We start from the raw sequence: 17,488 nt of genomic DNA, 5'->3' as shown, positions 1-17,488 counted from the left end.
TTACTCCTTAACGTGAATTGGGGCAGCAACATCATCGGATTGTTTAGCTAATTCAGCTCCAAGATTGGCAAGAATCTTTTCAGTGGCTGCGGCTAAACCGACTTTGGCTGGATGGGTGATGTTATACCAGAGTGGTGGCGTTTGTTCCATCACCCCATTAATATCCGATGTTGAAAAGCATAAATCTTGATGGTCTATGGACACTAAAATTGGGGTGATATCTAGGTGAAAATGACTAAAAGTGTGTCTAAATCCGGCTAAATTGATATCAGATTTAATTAACTGCTGTTGATTGGCATAGTGCTCAATTGACGCTTGATCATCAAATTGCGGAAAACACCATAATCCTCCCCAAATTCCTGCGGGTGGACGTTGAATTAATTGCACTTGCCCTTGATACAGCATTATCAGCATCCAGGCTTGCTTAGTTGGGATCGTTTTTTTCGGCTTTTTACCAGGATACTGGCTTTGTTTACCGCTTAGCTGAGCTTGGCAATCAATTGCCACAGGACAGTTTGAGCATTGAGGTTTACTTCGACTGCAAATACTGGCGCCCAAATCCATCATGGCTTGATTGTATTTTTGTACATCTTTTATAGGGGTTAACTCATGGGTCAAATCCCATAAAGTTTGCTCAACGGCTTTTTGCCCTGGCCAGCCATCAATGGCACCATGACGGGCAAGCACCCGCTTAACGTTGCCATCTAAAATAGGGTGATGCTGCCCAAGAGATAAAGATAACACCGCCCCCGCTGTTGAACGACCGATGCCTGATAACGCTAAAACCTGCTCAAACTCCGTTGGAAAAACGCCGTTAAACTCATCTCTGATATGAATTGCCGCTTTGTGAAGATTACGTGCTCTGGCGTAATAACCTAACCCTGTCCAAAGGTGCAAAACTTCATCTTGGTCTGCATTCGCCAAATCAACAACAGTTGGAAATCGTTCCATAAATTTTTGGTAATAAGGGATCACGGTTGCAACTTGGGTTTGTTGCAACATGATCTCAGAAACCCACACGCTATAAGGGGTTTTATCTATTTGCCACGGCAGTTTTTTTCGGCCGTGAATGTCATACCAAGCGATGATTCGCTCAGCGAAAGAGAATACTTTTTTCATCGTGGCAGTGTAGCGACAGGCAATTAATCAAACAAGGTTTATATAAACAATTGTGAGCGGATTAGGTATACTACGGGGCTGAAATAAAATTTTAAGATTAACTATTACAAATAGAGCCGTTTTTTAACGCATAATTGTAATAAAGAGGCGAAAATGAGCGACGTTACCACAGCTGAATTTAATGAAGAAGGTAAGTACCTTCGTAAAATCAGAAGCTTTGTATTACGTGAAGGCCGTTTAACGAAAGGGCAATCACAAGCTATTGAATCACATTGGCCGACAATGGGGCTTGATTACAGTCCTGAAGCGTTGGATTTAACCCAAGTGTTTGGCCGCAACGCTGACACAGTGTTAGAAATCGGTTTTGGTATGGGCGCATCTTTAGTGCAAATGGCGAAAGCGGCTCCGGAGTTAAACTACATAGGTATTGAAGTGCATAAGCCTGGCGTCGGTGCGTGTTTGGCAGATGCTGGTGAAGCGCAAGTGACTAACCTACGTGTATACCATCATGATGCAATGGAAGTGTTAGAGCACAGTATTGCCGATGGGGCCTTAGCTCGCGTGCAGTTGTTTTTCCCTGATCCTTGGCACAAAAAACGTCACCACAAGCGCCGTATTGTTCAGCCTGAATTTGTGCAACTTATTCGCCGTAAACTAAAAGTGGGCGGCGTATTCCACATGGCCACAGATTGGGAGAACTACAGTGAGCATATGCTAGAAGTTATGCAAGCGGCTCCCGGTTACAAAAACCAATCAGCAACAGGCACAGTGGTGGAAAGACCCGATCACCGTCCATTGACAAAATTTGAAGCTCGTGGCCATCGCTTAGGCCATGGGGTTTGGGATATAATGTTTGAACGTATTGATTAATAACGTCTATTAGGAGACAAATCATGGCAAAAAATCGTAGCCGTCGTTTACGTAAAAAGTTACGTGTTGATGAGTTCCAAGAGTTTGGTTTTGACATCCAGTGGACGTTTGAAGAGTCTGTGTCAGAGCAGGATATTGATAGTTTGGTTGATCAGTTTATCTATGAAGTGATTGAACCTCGTCAATTAGGTTTTCATGGCGGCGGTCATAAAGAATGGCAAGGTATTATTGCCACTCAGCACATAGGTAAATGTACCGATGAAGATATCGCTGCTATTACCGGTTTTTGGCAAGGTAAACCAGTAAAAGAAGTGGAAGCTTCTACTTTATATGATATCTGGTGGGGCTAATTGCTAAACCAAGCATTACTACAACAAGCGGTCGACAGTGTCAGGCCGCTTTTAGGTACAGGCAAAGTTGCAGACTATATTCCAGCTCTAGCGAATGTAGATAACACCAAACTTGCCATTGCCGTCACAACCGTCGATGGGCAAACAATCGGTGCAGGTGATTACCTTGAACCTTTCTCTATTCAATCTATCTCTAAAGTCTTTAGTCTTACACTGGCACTAAATCTTTACCGTGAAGATGAAATTTGGAGCCGCGTAGGTAAAGAGCCATCAGGCCACTCATTTAATTCATTAGTACAAGTTGAATTAGAGCGCGGTAAACCTAGAAATCCTTTTATAAATGCTGGTGCGCTAGTGATTGCTGATTTACTGCAAGCCCGAAGCGGAGCGCCAAAACAGCGCATGCTAGAGGTGGTGCGTAAACTCAGTATGAATCCGACGATTGCCTATGACAAAGTGGTTGCAGATTCTGAGTTTGCTTTTAGTGCACGTAATGCAGCTATCGCTTACTTGATGAAATCATTTGGTAATTTCGATGGTGTTGTTGAAACCGTACTGAAAAACTATTTTCATTATTGTGCCTTAAGAATGAATTGTGCCGACTTATCTAAGTCAATGCTGTACCTAGCCAATAGAGGTAAAACCTTAACAGGTGAGCAATTAGTGACTCCTGTCCAGACGCGTCAGTTAAATGCGTTATTGGCCACGTCCGGTTTGTATGATGGCGCGGGTGAATTTGCTTATCGAGTGGGTATGCCGGGTAAAAGTGGTGTAGGTGGCGGTATTATTGCGGTGATCCCTGGCGACATGTCGGTGTGTGTCTGGTCCCCCGAACTAGATGCTAATGGTAATTCATTGGCAGGAACTGCAATGCTAGAGCATCTTTGCCAGCAATTAGGGCGTTCGATTTTCTAACTATTTATATCCCTTCCAATCATCAAGCTTGCCTAATTCATTGCGTTAAATATTGAGTTGATTAAATTACTTAATAAGTGGTTTATTTAGCTAATTTGTTGTCGATGAATTTTAAATTGTATTGTGTAGAATTTGTTAAGTCATTGAATTGATGTCAATTTTTTATTTTGGCACGCTTAGTGCTATATCATTATCAAGATTAAGAGGCAAATAGTGTTGCGCTAGGTTTTTAAGGCACAATTTCACTTTTGGCAGTTAAATATATTGATTTTAAAAAGGATTTATCTAATGGCTAACAACAAAACAACATCAGCTTCATCAAATAAGACCCTGCAATCCCCTGCATTTGGCCACAAATTGCTTACCGGCATTGCCTTATCTGGATTGATTTTTACCACTGGCGCATTGACTCCTGCGATGGCAAAAATGTCTTTGAATGATCAAAACTGCAATGTCACCTTAAACTACGATGTGACCGTTGAGCCAAAATCTTTAAAAGTGAGTCAAAAGGGCACAGAAAAGTACCGCGTAGAAGTGGGGCACTTATTCGTTGAAGGTAAAGCCGTTAATCTAAACCCTAAACAGCAAAAACTATTGACTCAATATTCTGATGAAGTCTCTCGTCAAATTCCTGAAGTTATTGATTTAGTTGGTGAGGTTGTCACTATGGCAACACAGGCCGTGAGCATGGCACTGACACCCTTGTTAGGCGATGCAGCCGGTAGCCAAATTGATAAGTTAATGGCGGGGATTGAAAAACGGGTAGACACCATGGCATATCAACATGGCGATAAGTTTTTCATTGGTTCAACTGACGCCTCATTAGAAGAAACTTTCAATGATGAGTTTGAACAGGAAATGGAAAACATTATTTCAAATTCAATTGGTAGCTTGATGATGAGCATGGGCAGCCAAATTATGTCTGCAGAGGGTGGTTCATTTGAAGAAAAAATGAATACGTTTGCTGCAAAAATGGAAAATGTTGGCAAAGACATTGAAACGCAAATGGAATCACAGTCTCAGGCACTAGAAGTTAGAGCCGACAAAGTGTGTAGTGATTTCGAACAGTTAATGGTGTTAGAAAACCAACTTAGAAAAGAAATCCCACAATTGGCGCCATATCCGCTTGCTGTATTACAAGATAAGCCTTTAGCGGAATAAATTAGCCCTTAGGTTTTACTCGCTTCACCGTGTTTTAGCGACACATTTTAAACGCTTTACTGTTAGTTTTATGCTTGTCACCTGACTTTCCCCTGCATGTTTAATCGTGCAGGGGCTTTTTGTTTTTAGGCTTGGTGCTTTTTGTGAGTTGTATTTTCGAATTAAAAACGCATTAACTGAAGCTGTGGATTGATGCCTAGTCATCTAAGCAACTCTTTTTTCACCAAGAGGCATCTAACAAAGATAAAACGTCTATAGCCGAACAATTTACTGCAAAAAACAATCTGGCAAGAACAACAGACAGCACCCTAAAAATTTCATATCATCTTGTTTAATGCCAAGTTTGTTCTGATAAAAAAATTGACAATTATAATTATAGAGCAATAGGATAGTTTTTTGTTATACTCATAAAAATTATAAGAAAAATGCACTCTATTTCAATTTTTGTTAGTTTTTCGGATAATTGGCGTAACTTTACTGCTTAACCTAGCTGTTTTTTATTAAAAATAAACAATTAGCCAGTTGATTAACCTGTGATATGACATTCATAGGCGACAATAACAGTAAAGAAATTGCCGAAAATCGTTTTCAATGTCGTAAACAGCTTAAGGCGACTTTCATGTTAGAACTGTTAGAACCTATTGCAATTTTTACCCATGTCGCACGCGCAGGAAGTTTCAGTGCCGCGGCTAGACGTCTTGGTATCTCCAAGTCGAAAGTGAGTACTCAGGTTGCTGATTTAGAACATAAACTGGGTGTTCAACTTATTCAGCGAACAACTCGTAGCTTAAGTTTGACTGAAGCAGGAAACTTACTTTATTTGCAGGGTGAGGAGTTACTGCGTGATGCTGAACAAGCTGTAGCCAGTGTACATAATTTAAATGATGCAACCCGTGGTGTATTGAAAGTAGGTATTTCACAATCTTTCGGCACCATGCATATCATTCCTGCTTTGCCTGAGTTTATGGCTAAACATCCAGAGTTAGAGTTACAAGTTAGCTTACTTGATCACAAAGTTGATGTGGTGAGTGAGGGCTTAGACTTGTTACTCACTATGTCAGAACAACTGCCATTAGGTATGGTTGCTCGTCCACTGATGAAGTGTCAGTTCTTGTTAGCAGCATCACCTAAATACATTGCTAAGCATGGTAATATTTCCCGCCCAGAACAACTCGTTGATCACAACTGTTTGGTATATCAGGGTGAATGGCACGAACACAGTATGTGGCAGTTCAAAAAAGGTGAAGATTACTGTGAGATAGGTGTTTCAGGTAATTTCAGAGTTGATAATGCGCCAGCGTTGAAGTCTGCTGCAGTAAGTGGTTTAGGTATTGCTTATCTTGCCAGTTACTTGATGGAAGATGAAATTGAAAATGGCACCTTAGTGCCATTATTACCGGATTGGCAGTTAACCAACAACTTACCATTACAGGCTGTTTACCCACGTCGTAAGCATCTTGCACCTAAGGTAAGTGCCTTTATTGATTTTATCAAAGGCCATATTGGCACATCGCCATACTGGGATACAAAGTTCGAACATTTGTATAAATTACGTAAGTAATTTTGAAAACATTGTTTGTTTTTTGAAACAAAACCGCATCTTAGGGTGCGGTTTTTTATTTTATTAACATTATCAATTTCTTACTGTATTAATTATATAGGGGTTACTAAAGTAGTAATCAATGACTTATGTTTATTCTAATTTGTGCTTGTTGCAGTTTGTTCTTATTTGAATACAATAGATATCAGTTGATTCGAGATGATTTGACCAAAGCATGTTACTGAGAAATGACCCCTTTTCAATAATGTGTACAAATCCGCTAACGAGCAAATTTTGAGTCACGACTGATATTGAATTGCAAACTAAAGCGATGTCAGTTTTGAAACCATCATCCTAGTTTAATTGGTTTACCCCAGACTTTGTCTGGGGTTATTTTTTCTATCCGCTATCCGCTATCCGCTATCCGCTATCAGTTACCAGCTAACAGCTAACAGCTATTGAATAAAGTTAGATCTCTATCCTGTTAATGGTTATGTATTTTTATTGCCAATGACATTTTGCGTTACCCAATAAAAAACAGAAACCGGCAGGTTTCTGTTTTGTGATGTGTAATACCAATCGTAATAAATAACTGATCATTCTAGCTTGTGATAATACCTGATAACGGCGTCAGATTTTTTGATTGTAGAATAACTACTTATCAAAAAAATCTGCCTTGTTATCACGCATTTTTCCTACGCTATTTCGGGCCACTTATTTACTGTGATTGGTATAATAAACTAAGTTATTTAACCGAATTAACCCATTGGTTAACTTTGGTTTCTAAAACGTCTAACGGCAATGGGCCATTTTTTAATATAAGCGTATGGAAATCGCGGATATCAAATTTATCACCTAGTTGCTGTTTAGCTTGCTGACGTAGCTCAAGAATTTTCAACATACCAATTTTATATGCAGTCGCTTGAGATGGCATAACGATATGACGTTCAACCATTTTAATTGCATCAGATTCAGCATTAGGTGTGTTTTCTACGTAGTAGGCAATCCCTTGTTCACGGGTCCACTTTTTGCTGTGGATCCCTGTGTCTACCACTAAACGGCAGGCGCGCCATAACTCCATCGCTAGGCGGCCAAAGTCAGAATAAGGGTCGGCATATAGTCCCATTTCTTTAGGGAAGTACTCGGTATATAAGCCCCAACCTTCAATATAGGCAGTGTAGCCACCAAACTTACGGAACTGTGGAATTCCTTCTAACTCTTGTGCAATCGCAATTTGCATGTGATGACCCGGTATACCTTCATGGTAAGCCAGCGCTTCCATTTGATATTTAGGCATCGCATTCATTTCATACAAGTTTGCATAATAAGTCCCTGGGCGAGAACCGTCAGGTGCAGGTTGATCATAAAATGCTTTTCCTGCAGATTGTTCACGGAATGCTTCAACCGGACGAACCACAAGTGTCGCCTTAGGTTTAATTTTAAAGACTTCGTCTAAACGCGATTCCATATTATCAATTAAGGCTTTAGCTTCAGTAATATATGCATCACGGCCAGCTTGGGTATCTGGGTAATAAAATTGTTTGTCATCGCGCATAAACGCGAAAAAGGCTTGTAAATCACCTTTAAAGCCGACTTTGTTCATAATGTCGCGCATTTCACCATGGATACGAGCCACTTCTGATACACCTAAATCATGGATCTGATCTGAGGTCATGTTAGTGGTAGTAGTACGCTCTAAGGCATTATTGAAGTAAGCTTCACCATCAGGAAACTTCCAAGCGCCATCACGGGTGTCAGCTTTAGTTTCTAATTCAGTAACATAACTGATCAGACTTTGGTAACCAGGTTCGACATGCTCGATTAATGCTGATTTTGCCTCGGCTAATAAAGTATTTTTTTCATCATCGGTTATCGATAATTTAGCCACTTTACGTTTAAAGTCTGCCCATAAGGCGCTGTCTTTTTCGCTGTTGTCGAATGGTGCACCTGTGATGATATTTTTGCTGTCAGAAATAACATATGGAAATACAAATTTCGGAGCAATAATGTGCTTGTTCGCCCGAACGGTTAATTCAACTTCCAGCTGTTTGAGTAAAGGCTGAATACCAACTAAACGGCTAATATAAGCTTTAGCATCAGTAATATCGGTGATCTGATGCTGGTTAATCATAAATGATGGCACCATTGAATGTAGGCCATACATTTGATTAATAGGGTAAGTATGATAACGCCATTTATCATCGGCAATGCGTTGCTCTAAACTGGCTTTTAATAGCTCATAGCTGAGCGTGGTTTGTTCATCAAGTTGACTGACATCTAGGGTTAATAATTTAGCGAGTTGGGTTTTGGTTAACGCTAAATCACTATCTAAACCCGCATCTGAAATATCATTCCATTTATCATAGTCTTGTTTAATGCCTAGGTAAGTTTGATTCACAGGGTTAGCCATTACGCTTTGCATAAAAAATTCATCAAATAACACGTTGGCTTTTTGTGATGCATTTTGGGGTGCGCTTGCCGTTTTAACACTCTCTTGAGCACTAAAAACTTGAGTTGAATGAGCATAAACCGAGCCGCTTAATAAGCTAGAAAGGGTTAACGCAATTAAGGTTGTTTTTGTTTTTATTAGCATCGCACGCATCCAATAGTATTTTAAAAGTCGATATCCTAATAAAGCTTAAAGTAAAAGTATAAAAGGAAGTGTTAGTAAGTGTTTCGGGGAAGCAATAAAAATGAGTTTGTTCTGAGACATAGCGCTAAATCATTTTTTTAGCAGAGCGAAATTACAATGTTATAAAGTGCCATTTAGCTATTACATCAGGTTGTTTAGGTCAGATTTTTGAGGTAAAGAGTGAGAGTTTCTTTAAAGTCGATTACTGTCAGTTTGATTTTATTCAGTGGATTTATCCATTGGAACACTTGCGTTGAAGTCATTCATGTTGAATAACGTGGCGGGAATTCATTTTGATAGGTGTATTGTTACAAATACAGGTAATACGCCCCCCAAGCTGAGGGCGACACTAACAAAACGATTAAATAAATTGTGATAGAAGGTCGTTTACAAACATGTGCCCTTTCGGTGTAAGTTGCCAATGGGTTTCGGTTTCAGTCACTAATCCGCGGGAAATCGATTTATCCATTCCCTCTTTGACTACTGTGGCATTTTGGCCTGTGCGCAATTCAAATTCAGTTTTGGGAATAGGTGTCATCAACCTTAAGCGGTTCATTAGATACTCTAATGGTCGGTCTTGTGCTGTAACTTCAGTTGTTTCAAAAGTATAGTCATTAGCCGCTAAATACCCTTTGGGATGCTTAATTTTCACCGTGCGGATAATTTTGTCTGATTCTGGCAAAGTGATTTTTCCGTGAGCACCGCAACCTATGCCAAGATAATCACCAAATTGCCAATAGTTCAGGTTATGTCGGCATTGAAAACCCGGTTTGGCATAGGCTGAAATCTCGTATTGCTCATAACCTAATGCGGCTAATTTTTGCTGACCTTGCTCATAAATGTGCCATAAATTTTCATCGTCAGGTAATTGCGGCGGCTTTGAATGAAACAAGGTGTTAGGTTCAATAGTGAGTTGATACCAAGATAAATGCGGTGGTAAAAGCGCTGCAGCCGTGTCGATATCATGCATTGCTTCATCGAAACTTTGATTTGGTAAACCGTGCATGAGATCTAGGTTGAAACTCAAGTATTGAGCTTGCTTGGCTTTTTCTGCCGCAGTTTTTGCTTCATTTTGATCATGAATACGTCCCAGAAGATTGAGTTTTTCTTTTGAAAAGCTTTGTACCCCAATCGAAAGACGAGTGACTCCTGCGGCTCGATAGGCGGCAAAATCATCATGTTCCAACGTGCCTGGGTTTGCCTCCATGGTGATCTCAATATCTTCTTCGAAAGGAATTAAGGCTTCAACACCTTTTAATAAACGTTGAATTTGACTGGCATCGAATAAAGAGGGTGTACCGCCGCCAATAAATATGGTGTGTATTGGCCTTTGTTGCACGTAGGCTAAATCGTTTTGCAGGTCGGCCAGTAACGCATCAACATAGGCTTGTTGAGGTAATTCACCATTTTGACCATGGGAGTTAAAATCGCAATAAGGGCATTTTTGCACGCACCACGGAATATGGATGTACAAGCTTAGTGGTGGTAATGACAACATGGATGAATCACCTTGTAATGAGTGGCGTACGTTAAGATACAAGATTAACCTTGAATAATGCCTTTGGCTTTCATGGTTGCGACTAACAGTTCGAGTGCTTTGCCTCTATGGCTGTGGGCATTTTTTTCATCACTGGTTAATTCTGCCGCGGTTTTGCTAAAACCTTGGGGAATAAAAATAGGGTCATAGCCATGACCTTGCTGTCCCTGAGGTGCATGTGCAATTGAGCCTTCCCAAGCCGCTTGGCAAATAATAGGTGTAGGATCTTTGGCATGACGCATATACACCAAAACACATTGAAACCTTGCCGCACGGTCTTGCTTTGATGTCATTTCTGTTAATAGTTTTTGATAATTGCTCAGCTCGGTCGCCCCCTCACCAGAATATCGTGCAGAGTAAATCCCTGGTTCACCGGCTAACGCATCGACTTCAATACCAGAATCATCAGCGATGGCCGGTTTTCCGGTCACACTTGCGGCATGGCGAGCTTTAATGATGGCATTTTCAACAAACGTGGTGCCAGTTTCAGCAACTTCGGCAACGTCAAATTGGCTTTGCGAAAGCACTTGAATATTAAACTTAGCGAGCATTTGGTCAAACTCGTTAAGTTTACCTTTATTGCCACTCGCTAAGACAATTTGCTGTAAAAGAGAGGTTTGCATGAAACGGCCTTATATCATTAATCATAAAGGCAGGCATTATACCCGATGTGTGGGCTAAAAGAAGCGCGGGACTGGTGTTTGTCGGTATCGTTTAGGTATCTGTAAAGGTTCAGTCCATGATTAGAGGGGAAGACTGGACTGAACCTGAGTGGTCAGATTAAGGTTTGTAACATTACAAATTAGTCGATATAAAACTTTTGTTTAAACTTTAATGAGGTATTTAGTTTTTTTGCATGCTTAATCGCAATTGTGAAGTTGATTTCTTGATCGTCGCGATAGGGCACTTGTGCGATGTAATAAATAGCATCACCTTCACGGATCTCTTTAAAATTCAGATCCTTTTTTGCGTCTAATAAATTATTAGCAATACCAGAAATTTCGACCGCAACCGCAGGGTTACCTTCTTGACTCGTATCTAAAACGGCTATGTTTATAATGCCATTATACCGACTGCGTTCAATCCCGTAGGTTTTGGCTATTGCTGGCGTAATAAAAGTGCTGCTCAGAGCCATGTAGTGAATATCAAAGTTTCCAACCTGCTGTTTTTGCTCAGCTTGAGTCGGTGCCATAAACAGTATTAAGCTTGTCATTAAGGCCGCTGAAAGTATTTTGCGTAACATATTATCTATCCTTTTTTAAAACACCTCAGCACTCTTCTAAGTCTGAGCTAATTGAATAAGTATAACCTGATATAAATGAGGTGAAGATTAATTATCTATTTTTAAGACTCACATTAATGTAAGGGTGTGTTTAGATAATTCTTTTAGTTACCTTTTATATTCACAGGGGTTTTAGATATAAAAAAGGCAGACTCAAATTTGTCTGCCTTTAAAACTAAGCTTAGATGTTGCCCTAAATGGATTAGATGTTTGCCCAAAATGGGATGTACTGTGAGAAGAGAATATTGATAAAGTTCATCGCAATAAACAACACTAACACAGATAAATCTAAGCCACCAATAGCGGGGATAATACGACGAATAGGGGCAAGAATCGGCTCAGTCAGCTGAGTCATAATCATCACTACTGGGTTATAGCCTTGGTTAAACCAACTTAGCACAGCACGGATTAACAACATCCAAAACAGCAACACGCCAGCATTTTTTATCACAGCAACCACTGAGAACAACAATAAAATTCCGATATCAATACCCGCACCTGCAATAAGAGTAAGCACTAACATTTTTACCAGTACCACTAAAAATGCCAGTACCACAGATGCGGTATCTATACTGCCCATAGAGGGTAACATTCTGCGCATTGGGGCAACAATCGGTTGGGTTGCTTTAACCACAAATTGGCTAAACGGATTGTAAAAGTCAGCGCGCACTAACTGTAGCCAAAATCGCAGAATAACTACCATTAAATATAAATCAAATATGGTGCTAACTAAAAAACTCATCGCATTCATGATATTGCCTTTCTCGGTCGAGTGTTCTGGGTATTAAACTTACTATTGTTTAATGTCATTGGGCTAAATTGTTCAAGATAACCAATGAGCTAAAGACTAACTTGGATGATTTTAGCACCCAAAACTGATAACACACTTAATTTATAAATTTAAAATGTTTTTGCCATATCTTCGGCTTTCGCTACGCAGTTGCTCATGGCCTTATCAACTAAACCACGTAAACCACCTTGTTCAAATGTTGCAATGGCCTGAGCGGTTGTACCACCTTTAGATGTCACGTTATTACGTAATTGCGCTAAAGATAAATCTTGGTTTTGAATGACCATTTGGGCAGCGCCTAATGCAGCTTGCTCTGCTAAAACACGGGCTTTACCTTCATCCATCCCCATTCTGACACCCGTTTCTATCATTGATTCGATAAACAAGAAAAAGTACGCAGGTGAACTGCCTGCAAGTGCAATGACTTGGTTTAATTCATCTTCTCTTTCAACCCAAACCACTTTGCCACCACTTTGCATCAATTGTTGGCAAATTGCTTTGTGTGCATCACTAATATTGTCATTTGCATACATGCCTGTCATACCAAAACCTAATTGAGTTGGTGTATTGGGCATAGTGCGAATAAGGGTGATATCTTGGTTGAAATACTCACTATAACGCGCAGCAGGGATACCTGCGGCAATAGTAATGACTAACTTATTCGATAAGTCGAGCGACTGCATTTGCTCACAAACTTGCTGCATTAATTGCGGTTTAACACTAAGCACAATGACATCTGCTTGCTCAGCCGCTTTGACGTTATCATTAGACACAGCAACACCAAAATCAGCATGCAAAGCATCAAGTTTGGCTTGGCTAGGGTTGGTTGCCTGAACCCGCTCAGCGGGATAACCATGTTTAATTAATCCGCTGACGATGCTGCGAGTCATATTACCTGCGCCAATAAAACATACTTTTGCTTGTGTCATTTAACCTTCCAATTTTGTTTTTATTTAGTTCTAAAACCATATATAAGGGCAAAAAGTCCAAATTCAATGTTGCTATTAACTTAAGACCTATCGCCAAATATCGCACTACCAATGCGAACCATGGTTGAGCCATTGGCTATCGCCACATCTAAATCACCACTCATCCCCATAGATAGCGTGTCGATATTTTCAAAATGTTGCTGTAAGTTTTGATAAATGCGTTGCAGTTTACTGAACTCGTCTTGTTGCACCTGGATATCATCCGTTGCCGTGGGGATAGCCATCACGCCGCGTAATGTCAGTTTAGGCATCTGGTTTATTTGGGTCGCCAGCGCCATGACTTCATCAGCATCAATGCCTGACTTAGTGTCCTCTTGACTAATATTAACCTGAATACACACCTGCAAGGGGGATTGATGATCGGGGCGTTGCTCATTCAAACGCTGGGCAATTTTTAGACGGCTTAATGTATGCATCCAATCAAAGTGCTGCGCAACAATTTTGGTTTTATTTGATTGCAATGGGCCAATAAAGTGCCACTCAATGTCTGGATACTTGGCACTCAGCTCGGAAATTTTTTGCTCACCTTCTTGAACATAATTTTCGCCAAAAAGTCGCTGTCCTGCTTGATAAGCTTCTATAATATCGCTATTAGGTTTGGTTTTACTCACCGCAAGCAGCTTTATCTCATCAGGCATGCGTGAACATTTTTGCGCCGCTTGATTAATTCTACTCTGGGCGATTGATAATCTGTCTGCTATTGTTGTATTCATGTTGTTAAAATGGACATCTCTATAATGGAAATCACTGAATTACTGGCCTTTAGTGTAAAACATAAAGCATCAGATCTACATCTTTCTGCAGGTGTTTCACCTATGATCCGTGTTGACGGTGAAGTCAGAAAAATTAATTTACCTGCGTTAGACCATGCTGGTGTACACAGTTTAGTTTACGACATTATGAACGATAAGCAGCGTAAAGATTATGAAGAACATCTTGAAATTGACTTCTCGTTTGAAGTACCCAACTTAGCCCGTTTTCGTGTTAACGCATTTAACCAATCTCGCGGAGCCGGTGCAGTATTTCGTACCATTCCATCTGATATTTTGTCACTTGAGCAATTGGGTGCGCCTGATATTTTCAAAAAAATCTCCAGTTTCCCCCGTGGTTTGGTGCTCGTAACCGGGCCTACAGGGTCGGGTAAATCAACTACCTTAGCGGCAATGGTCGATTATATTAACGAAAATCGTCATGATCATATTTTAACCATCGAAGATCCTATCGAATTCGTGCATCAAAACAAACAATGTTTGGTTAACCAGCGAGAAGTGCATAAGCATACCCACAGCTTCAACGCGGCACTTCGAAGCGCACTGCGTGAAGACCCTGACGTTATTCTTGTTGGTGAGATGCGAGATCTTGAAACCATTCGCCTTGCGATGACCGCAGCAGAAACCGGTCATTTAGTCTTTGGTACTTTGCATACCACCTCTGCCGCTAAAACTATTGACCGTGTGGTTGACGTTTTCCCTGCTGGTGAGAAGAGTATGGTGCGTACCATGCTATCAGAATCACTGCAGGCGGTAATTTCACAAACCTTGATTAAGAAAGTCGGCGGAGGCCGAGTTGCAGCCCATGAAATTATGATGGGTACGCCAGCGATTCGAAACCTTATTCGTGAAGACAAGGTTGCACAAATGTACTCAGCTATTCAAACCGGGATGGCACATGGTATGCAAACGCTAGAACAGTGCTTACAGACACTGGTTAACCGCGGATTAATTACCCGTGAAGATGCGATGCAGAAAAGTTCGAACAAACAAGCAAACTTCTAAGGAATACTAAAATGGACGTGCGCCCTTTTTTAGCCACCATGGTTGAGAAAAAAGCTTCAGACTTATTCATCACTGCGATGTTTCCACCCAGTGCCAAAATTGACGGTGAACTTAGGCCATTAACTGAAACTAAGCTAACCCCAGCTCAATCATTAGAGTTTGTTGAATCATTGATGTCTGAGGTGCAGAAAAAAGAGTTTAGAGACAGTCGCGAGTGCAACTTTGCTTATGCTGTGTCTGGCTTAGGGCGTTTTCGTGTAAGTGCCTTTTGGCAACGGGATTCAGCCGGTTGCGTGATGCGCCGTATTGAAACCACCATTCCTGAAGTGGATGATTTAAAGCTACCGCCAATTTTAAAAGATTTGGTCATGAGCAAACGTGGCCTGATTATTATGGTCGGTGGTACAGGTACGGGTAAGTCAACGTCACTCGCAGCCTTAATTGGTTATCGTAACCAACATGCCCGCGGTCATATTCTTACCATTGAAGATCCGGTCGAGTTTGTGCACAACCATCGACAAAGTATTGTGACGCAAAGGGAAGTGGGTATCGATACTGAATCGTTTGATGCAGCATTGAAAAGCTCATTACGCCAAGCGCCCGATGTTATTTTGATTGGTGAAATTCGTACCCAAGAAACCATGGAGTTTGCGTTATCGTTTGCTGAAACGGGCCACTTATGTATGGCAACCTTGCATGCTAACAACGCTAACCAAGCACTTGACCGTATCATGCACTTAGTACCAGAAAGTAAACATAACCAGTTGTTGTTCGACTTGTCATTAAATTTACGCGGCATTGTGGCCCAGCAGCTTATCGCTAAATCTGATGGCACAGGGCGACGAGCCGCAATCGAAGTGCTTATCAATACTCCGCGTATCAGTAGCTTGATTGCTAAAAATGAATTGCACTTACTAAAAGAAACCATGGCAAAGTCTAATGAGCAAGGAATGCAAACCTTTGACCAAGCATTATTAGGCTTATATTCAGCCGGTGAAATCAGTTACGCCGATGCACTGCATCATGCCGATTCGCCTAATGATTTACGTCTGATGATCAAACTTAAAACCAATGACACTTCAAGTTCTGGTTTTATGGAAGGCGTGACCTTAGATTTAGATTAAAGAGTAAATTTATTCGGGCCTGAATATAGTTATCCTCTAAGCCGCAACAATCGTTGCGGCTTTTTGTTATACTTGTTGGTTCACTCTTTGTTTGTATCTTTATTTGTTAGCACTCATATTGGCTTAGGTTAAATATGATTTTGTGTTCAACGATCAAGAGCCTATTTTGTTTACCCTAAGGATTTTTCATGTCTTTCCTCAAGAAAGCATCTCTACCTACATTATTTATTATTCCTCTTTATATCTTTCCAACCCAAGCCGTAGAAGTGACCGACGAACTCGATATTGGTGGCGCAGTCCGAGTTAATTACGCTTGGAAAGATTATGATAATAATGCCAAATTAGAGTTTGAACTCTTTCGCGCCGATGTTAATTACAAAACCGAAGACGGCTTATTTGCCTCTGCCCAATACCGCTGGTATCAAGACATGGACGTGATCCACCACGCTTATATGGGATATCAGTTTGATGAGGCCCAATCAATTAAAGTGGGCGTGACTCAGGTTCCATTTGGATTATTACCCTATGCAGCGCATTCATTCTGGTTTGGTGCAACCTACTACATCGGCTTTGAAGATGATTATGATGCCGGCATTCATTATCAATATCAGCACGACAACCTGCGTGTTGATTTAGCCTATTTTGCCAATGACGAATATGGCCAAGGAACTCGCTTTGACCGTTACTCTTTTGATGTGGCGACAACCGAAAAATCGCCATACCAAGAAGCAGGGCAATTAAATACTCGAATCGAATATGATCTGCAACAGGGTGAGTTTAACCATAAAATAGGCGGTTCAATTCAATATGGACAGTTAGACTTCATGGCTAATGTGTCAGGGCTTAATCCTAGTGCGAATACTGATGATATTAATGCCTTTGCAGGCGCTGCGCATTGGCAAGCAGATTGGCAAAAATGGCAACTTCAATTGCAATACTTACACTATGACTATGATGTGAAAAATACCAACCGTATTGCCTTATCAGCTTTTTCATATCCCTTTGACATCGCCGCTCAAGCTGATGTGATAACAGCGAATATTTCAAAGTCGATGGATGTCGATTGGGGACCGATTTCAAACCTAACATGTTACAACGACTACAGTACCGTGATTGCCTCGGGTGATGGTCTAGCTGATTCGGTGCAAAATGTAACGGGTTGTGCGATTACCGCGGGTAAATTTTATTCGTATATTGATTGGATTGGCGGGAAAAATATGTATTTTGCCGGCGGCGAAGGGGTTGGCATTGATAATGGTGATACCGCGTGGCATTCTCGACTGAATATTAATATCGGTTTGTATTTTTAATCGTGATCGAACGGCTGCCAGTGTTCGTATATACCCAAACAACTTGAAGATACGTGTTTCAGAGCTTCACCGTGTTTTCAATACTAGGCGCGTT

16 protein-coding genes are annotated in these 17,488 nt (G+C 40.8%); 8 read left to right on the top strand and 8 right to left on the bottom strand.

Going from position 1 to position 17,488, the window contains the following annotated elements:
- The gene (mutY, locus tag IEY03_RS10010; RefSeq protein ID WP_188841238.1) at positions 1–1,119 is read right to left on the bottom strand and encodes an A/G-specific adenine glycosylase; all 1,119 of its coding nucleotides are present in this window, start codon (positions 1,117–1,119) and stop codon (positions 1–3) included.
- Between the two features lie 153 nt (positions 1,120–1,272).
- On the opposite strand from mutY, the gene trmB reads away from it, so the two are divergent.
- The 5 genes from trmB to IEY03_RS09985 all read left to right on the top strand — a co-directional run bounded on the left by trmB (position 1,273) and on the right by IEY03_RS09985 (position 5,976).
- On the top strand, positions 1,273–1,989 hold the full coding sequence (gene trmB, locus IEY03_RS10005; protein ID WP_188841237.1) for a tRNA (guanosine(46)-N7)-methyltransferase TrmB: 717 nt from the start codon (positions 1,273–1,275) through the stop codon (positions 1,987–1,989).
- A gap of 23 nt (positions 1,990–2,012) precedes the next feature.
- Positions 2,013–2,339, top strand: coding sequence for a 50S ribosome-binding protein YggL (locus IEY03_RS10000; protein ID WP_188841236.1), 327 nt, complete (start codon positions 2,013–2,015; stop codon positions 2,337–2,339).
- Positions 2,340–3,254, top strand: coding sequence for a glutaminase B (gene glsB, locus IEY03_RS09995; RefSeq protein WP_188841235.1), 915 nt, complete (start codon positions 2,340–2,342; stop codon positions 3,252–3,254). It begins immediately after the preceding gene.
- Positions 3,255–3,542: 288 nt separating this feature from the next.
- The gene (locus IEY03_RS09990) at positions 3,543–4,415 is read left to right on the top strand and encodes a YggN family protein (RefSeq protein ID WP_188841234.1); all 873 of its coding nucleotides are present in this window, start codon (positions 3,543–3,545) and stop codon (positions 4,413–4,415) included.
- A gap of 619 nt (positions 4,416–5,034) precedes the next feature.
- Positions 5,035–5,976 (top strand): LysR family transcriptional regulator, encoded by a 942-nt coding sequence (locus IEY03_RS09985; protein WP_188841233.1) that lies wholly within the window; start codon positions 5,035–5,037, stop codon positions 5,974–5,976.
- Between the two features lie 724 nt (positions 5,977–6,700).
- Here IEY03_RS09985 and IEY03_RS09980 read toward each other — a convergent pair.
- The 7 genes from IEY03_RS09980 to IEY03_RS09950 all read right to left on the bottom strand — a co-directional run bounded on the left by IEY03_RS09980 (position 6,701) and on the right by IEY03_RS09950 (position 13,898).
- Positions 6,701–8,548 (bottom strand): DUF885 domain-containing protein, encoded by a 1,848-nt coding sequence (locus IEY03_RS09980; RefSeq protein WP_188841232.1) that lies wholly within the window; start codon positions 8,546–8,548, stop codon positions 6,701–6,703.
- Between the two features lie 400 nt (positions 8,549–8,948).
- Entirely contained in the window at positions 8,949–10,085 is a 1,137-nt protein-coding gene (gene hemW / locus IEY03_RS09975; RefSeq protein WP_188841231.1) for a radical SAM family heme chaperone HemW, read from the bottom strand.
- A 44-nt stretch (positions 10,086–10,129) separates the two neighbouring features.
- Positions 10,130–10,747, bottom strand: coding sequence for an RdgB/HAM1 family non-canonical purine NTP pyrophosphatase (gene rdgB / locus IEY03_RS09970; RefSeq protein WP_188841230.1), 618 nt, complete (start codon positions 10,745–10,747; stop codon positions 10,130–10,132).
- 179 nt (positions 10,748–10,926) lie between these two features.
- Positions 10,927–11,367, bottom strand: coding sequence for a DUF4426 domain-containing protein (locus IEY03_RS09965; protein WP_188841229.1), 441 nt, complete (start codon positions 11,365–11,367; stop codon positions 10,927–10,929).
- A 241-nt stretch (positions 11,368–11,608) separates the two neighbouring features.
- Positions 11,609–12,157 (bottom strand): YggT family protein, encoded by a 549-nt coding sequence (locus IEY03_RS09960; RefSeq protein WP_188841228.1) that lies wholly within the window; start codon positions 12,155–12,157, stop codon positions 11,609–11,611.
- 149 nt (positions 12,158–12,306) lie between these two features.
- Positions 12,307–13,125, bottom strand: a complete 819-nt coding sequence (gene proC, locus IEY03_RS09955; protein WP_188841227.1) for a pyrroline-5-carboxylate reductase — start codon at positions 13,123–13,125, stop codon at positions 12,307–12,309.
- 80 nt (positions 13,126–13,205) lie between these two features.
- On the bottom strand, positions 13,206–13,898 hold the full coding sequence (locus tag IEY03_RS09950) for a YggS family pyridoxal phosphate-dependent enzyme (RefSeq protein ID WP_188841226.1): 693 nt from the start codon (positions 13,896–13,898) through the stop codon (positions 13,206–13,208).
- 24 nt (positions 13,899–13,922) lie between these two features.
- Between IEY03_RS09950 and IEY03_RS09945 the strand changes: the two genes are divergently transcribed.
- From IEY03_RS09945 to IEY03_RS09935, 3 genes are all read left to right on the top strand, one after another.
- Complete coding sequence (locus IEY03_RS09945) at positions 13,923–14,960, top strand: type IV pilus twitching motility protein PilT (RefSeq protein WP_188841225.1); 1,038 nt, start codon at positions 13,923–13,925, stop codon at positions 14,958–14,960.
- 11 nt (positions 14,961–14,971) lie between these two features.
- The gene (locus IEY03_RS09940; RefSeq protein WP_188841224.1) at positions 14,972–16,084 is read left to right on the top strand and encodes a PilT/PilU family type 4a pilus ATPase; all 1,113 of its coding nucleotides are present in this window, start codon (positions 14,972–14,974) and stop codon (positions 16,082–16,084) included.
- A 188-nt stretch (positions 16,085–16,272) separates the two neighbouring features.
- On the top strand, positions 16,273–17,394 hold the full coding sequence (locus IEY03_RS09935) for a hypothetical protein (RefSeq protein ID WP_188841223.1): 1,122 nt from the start codon (positions 16,273–16,275) through the stop codon (positions 17,392–17,394).
- Positions 17,395–17,488: the final 94 nt, after the last annotated feature.

This window comes from Shewanella aestuarii, from assembly GCF_014647215.1.
GTDB lineage: Bacteria > Pseudomonadota > Gammaproteobacteria > Enterobacterales > Shewanellaceae > Shewanella > Shewanella aestuarii.
Note: the sequence above shows the minus strand (reverse complement) of the source record. Positions and strands in the feature narration are given on the sequence as shown.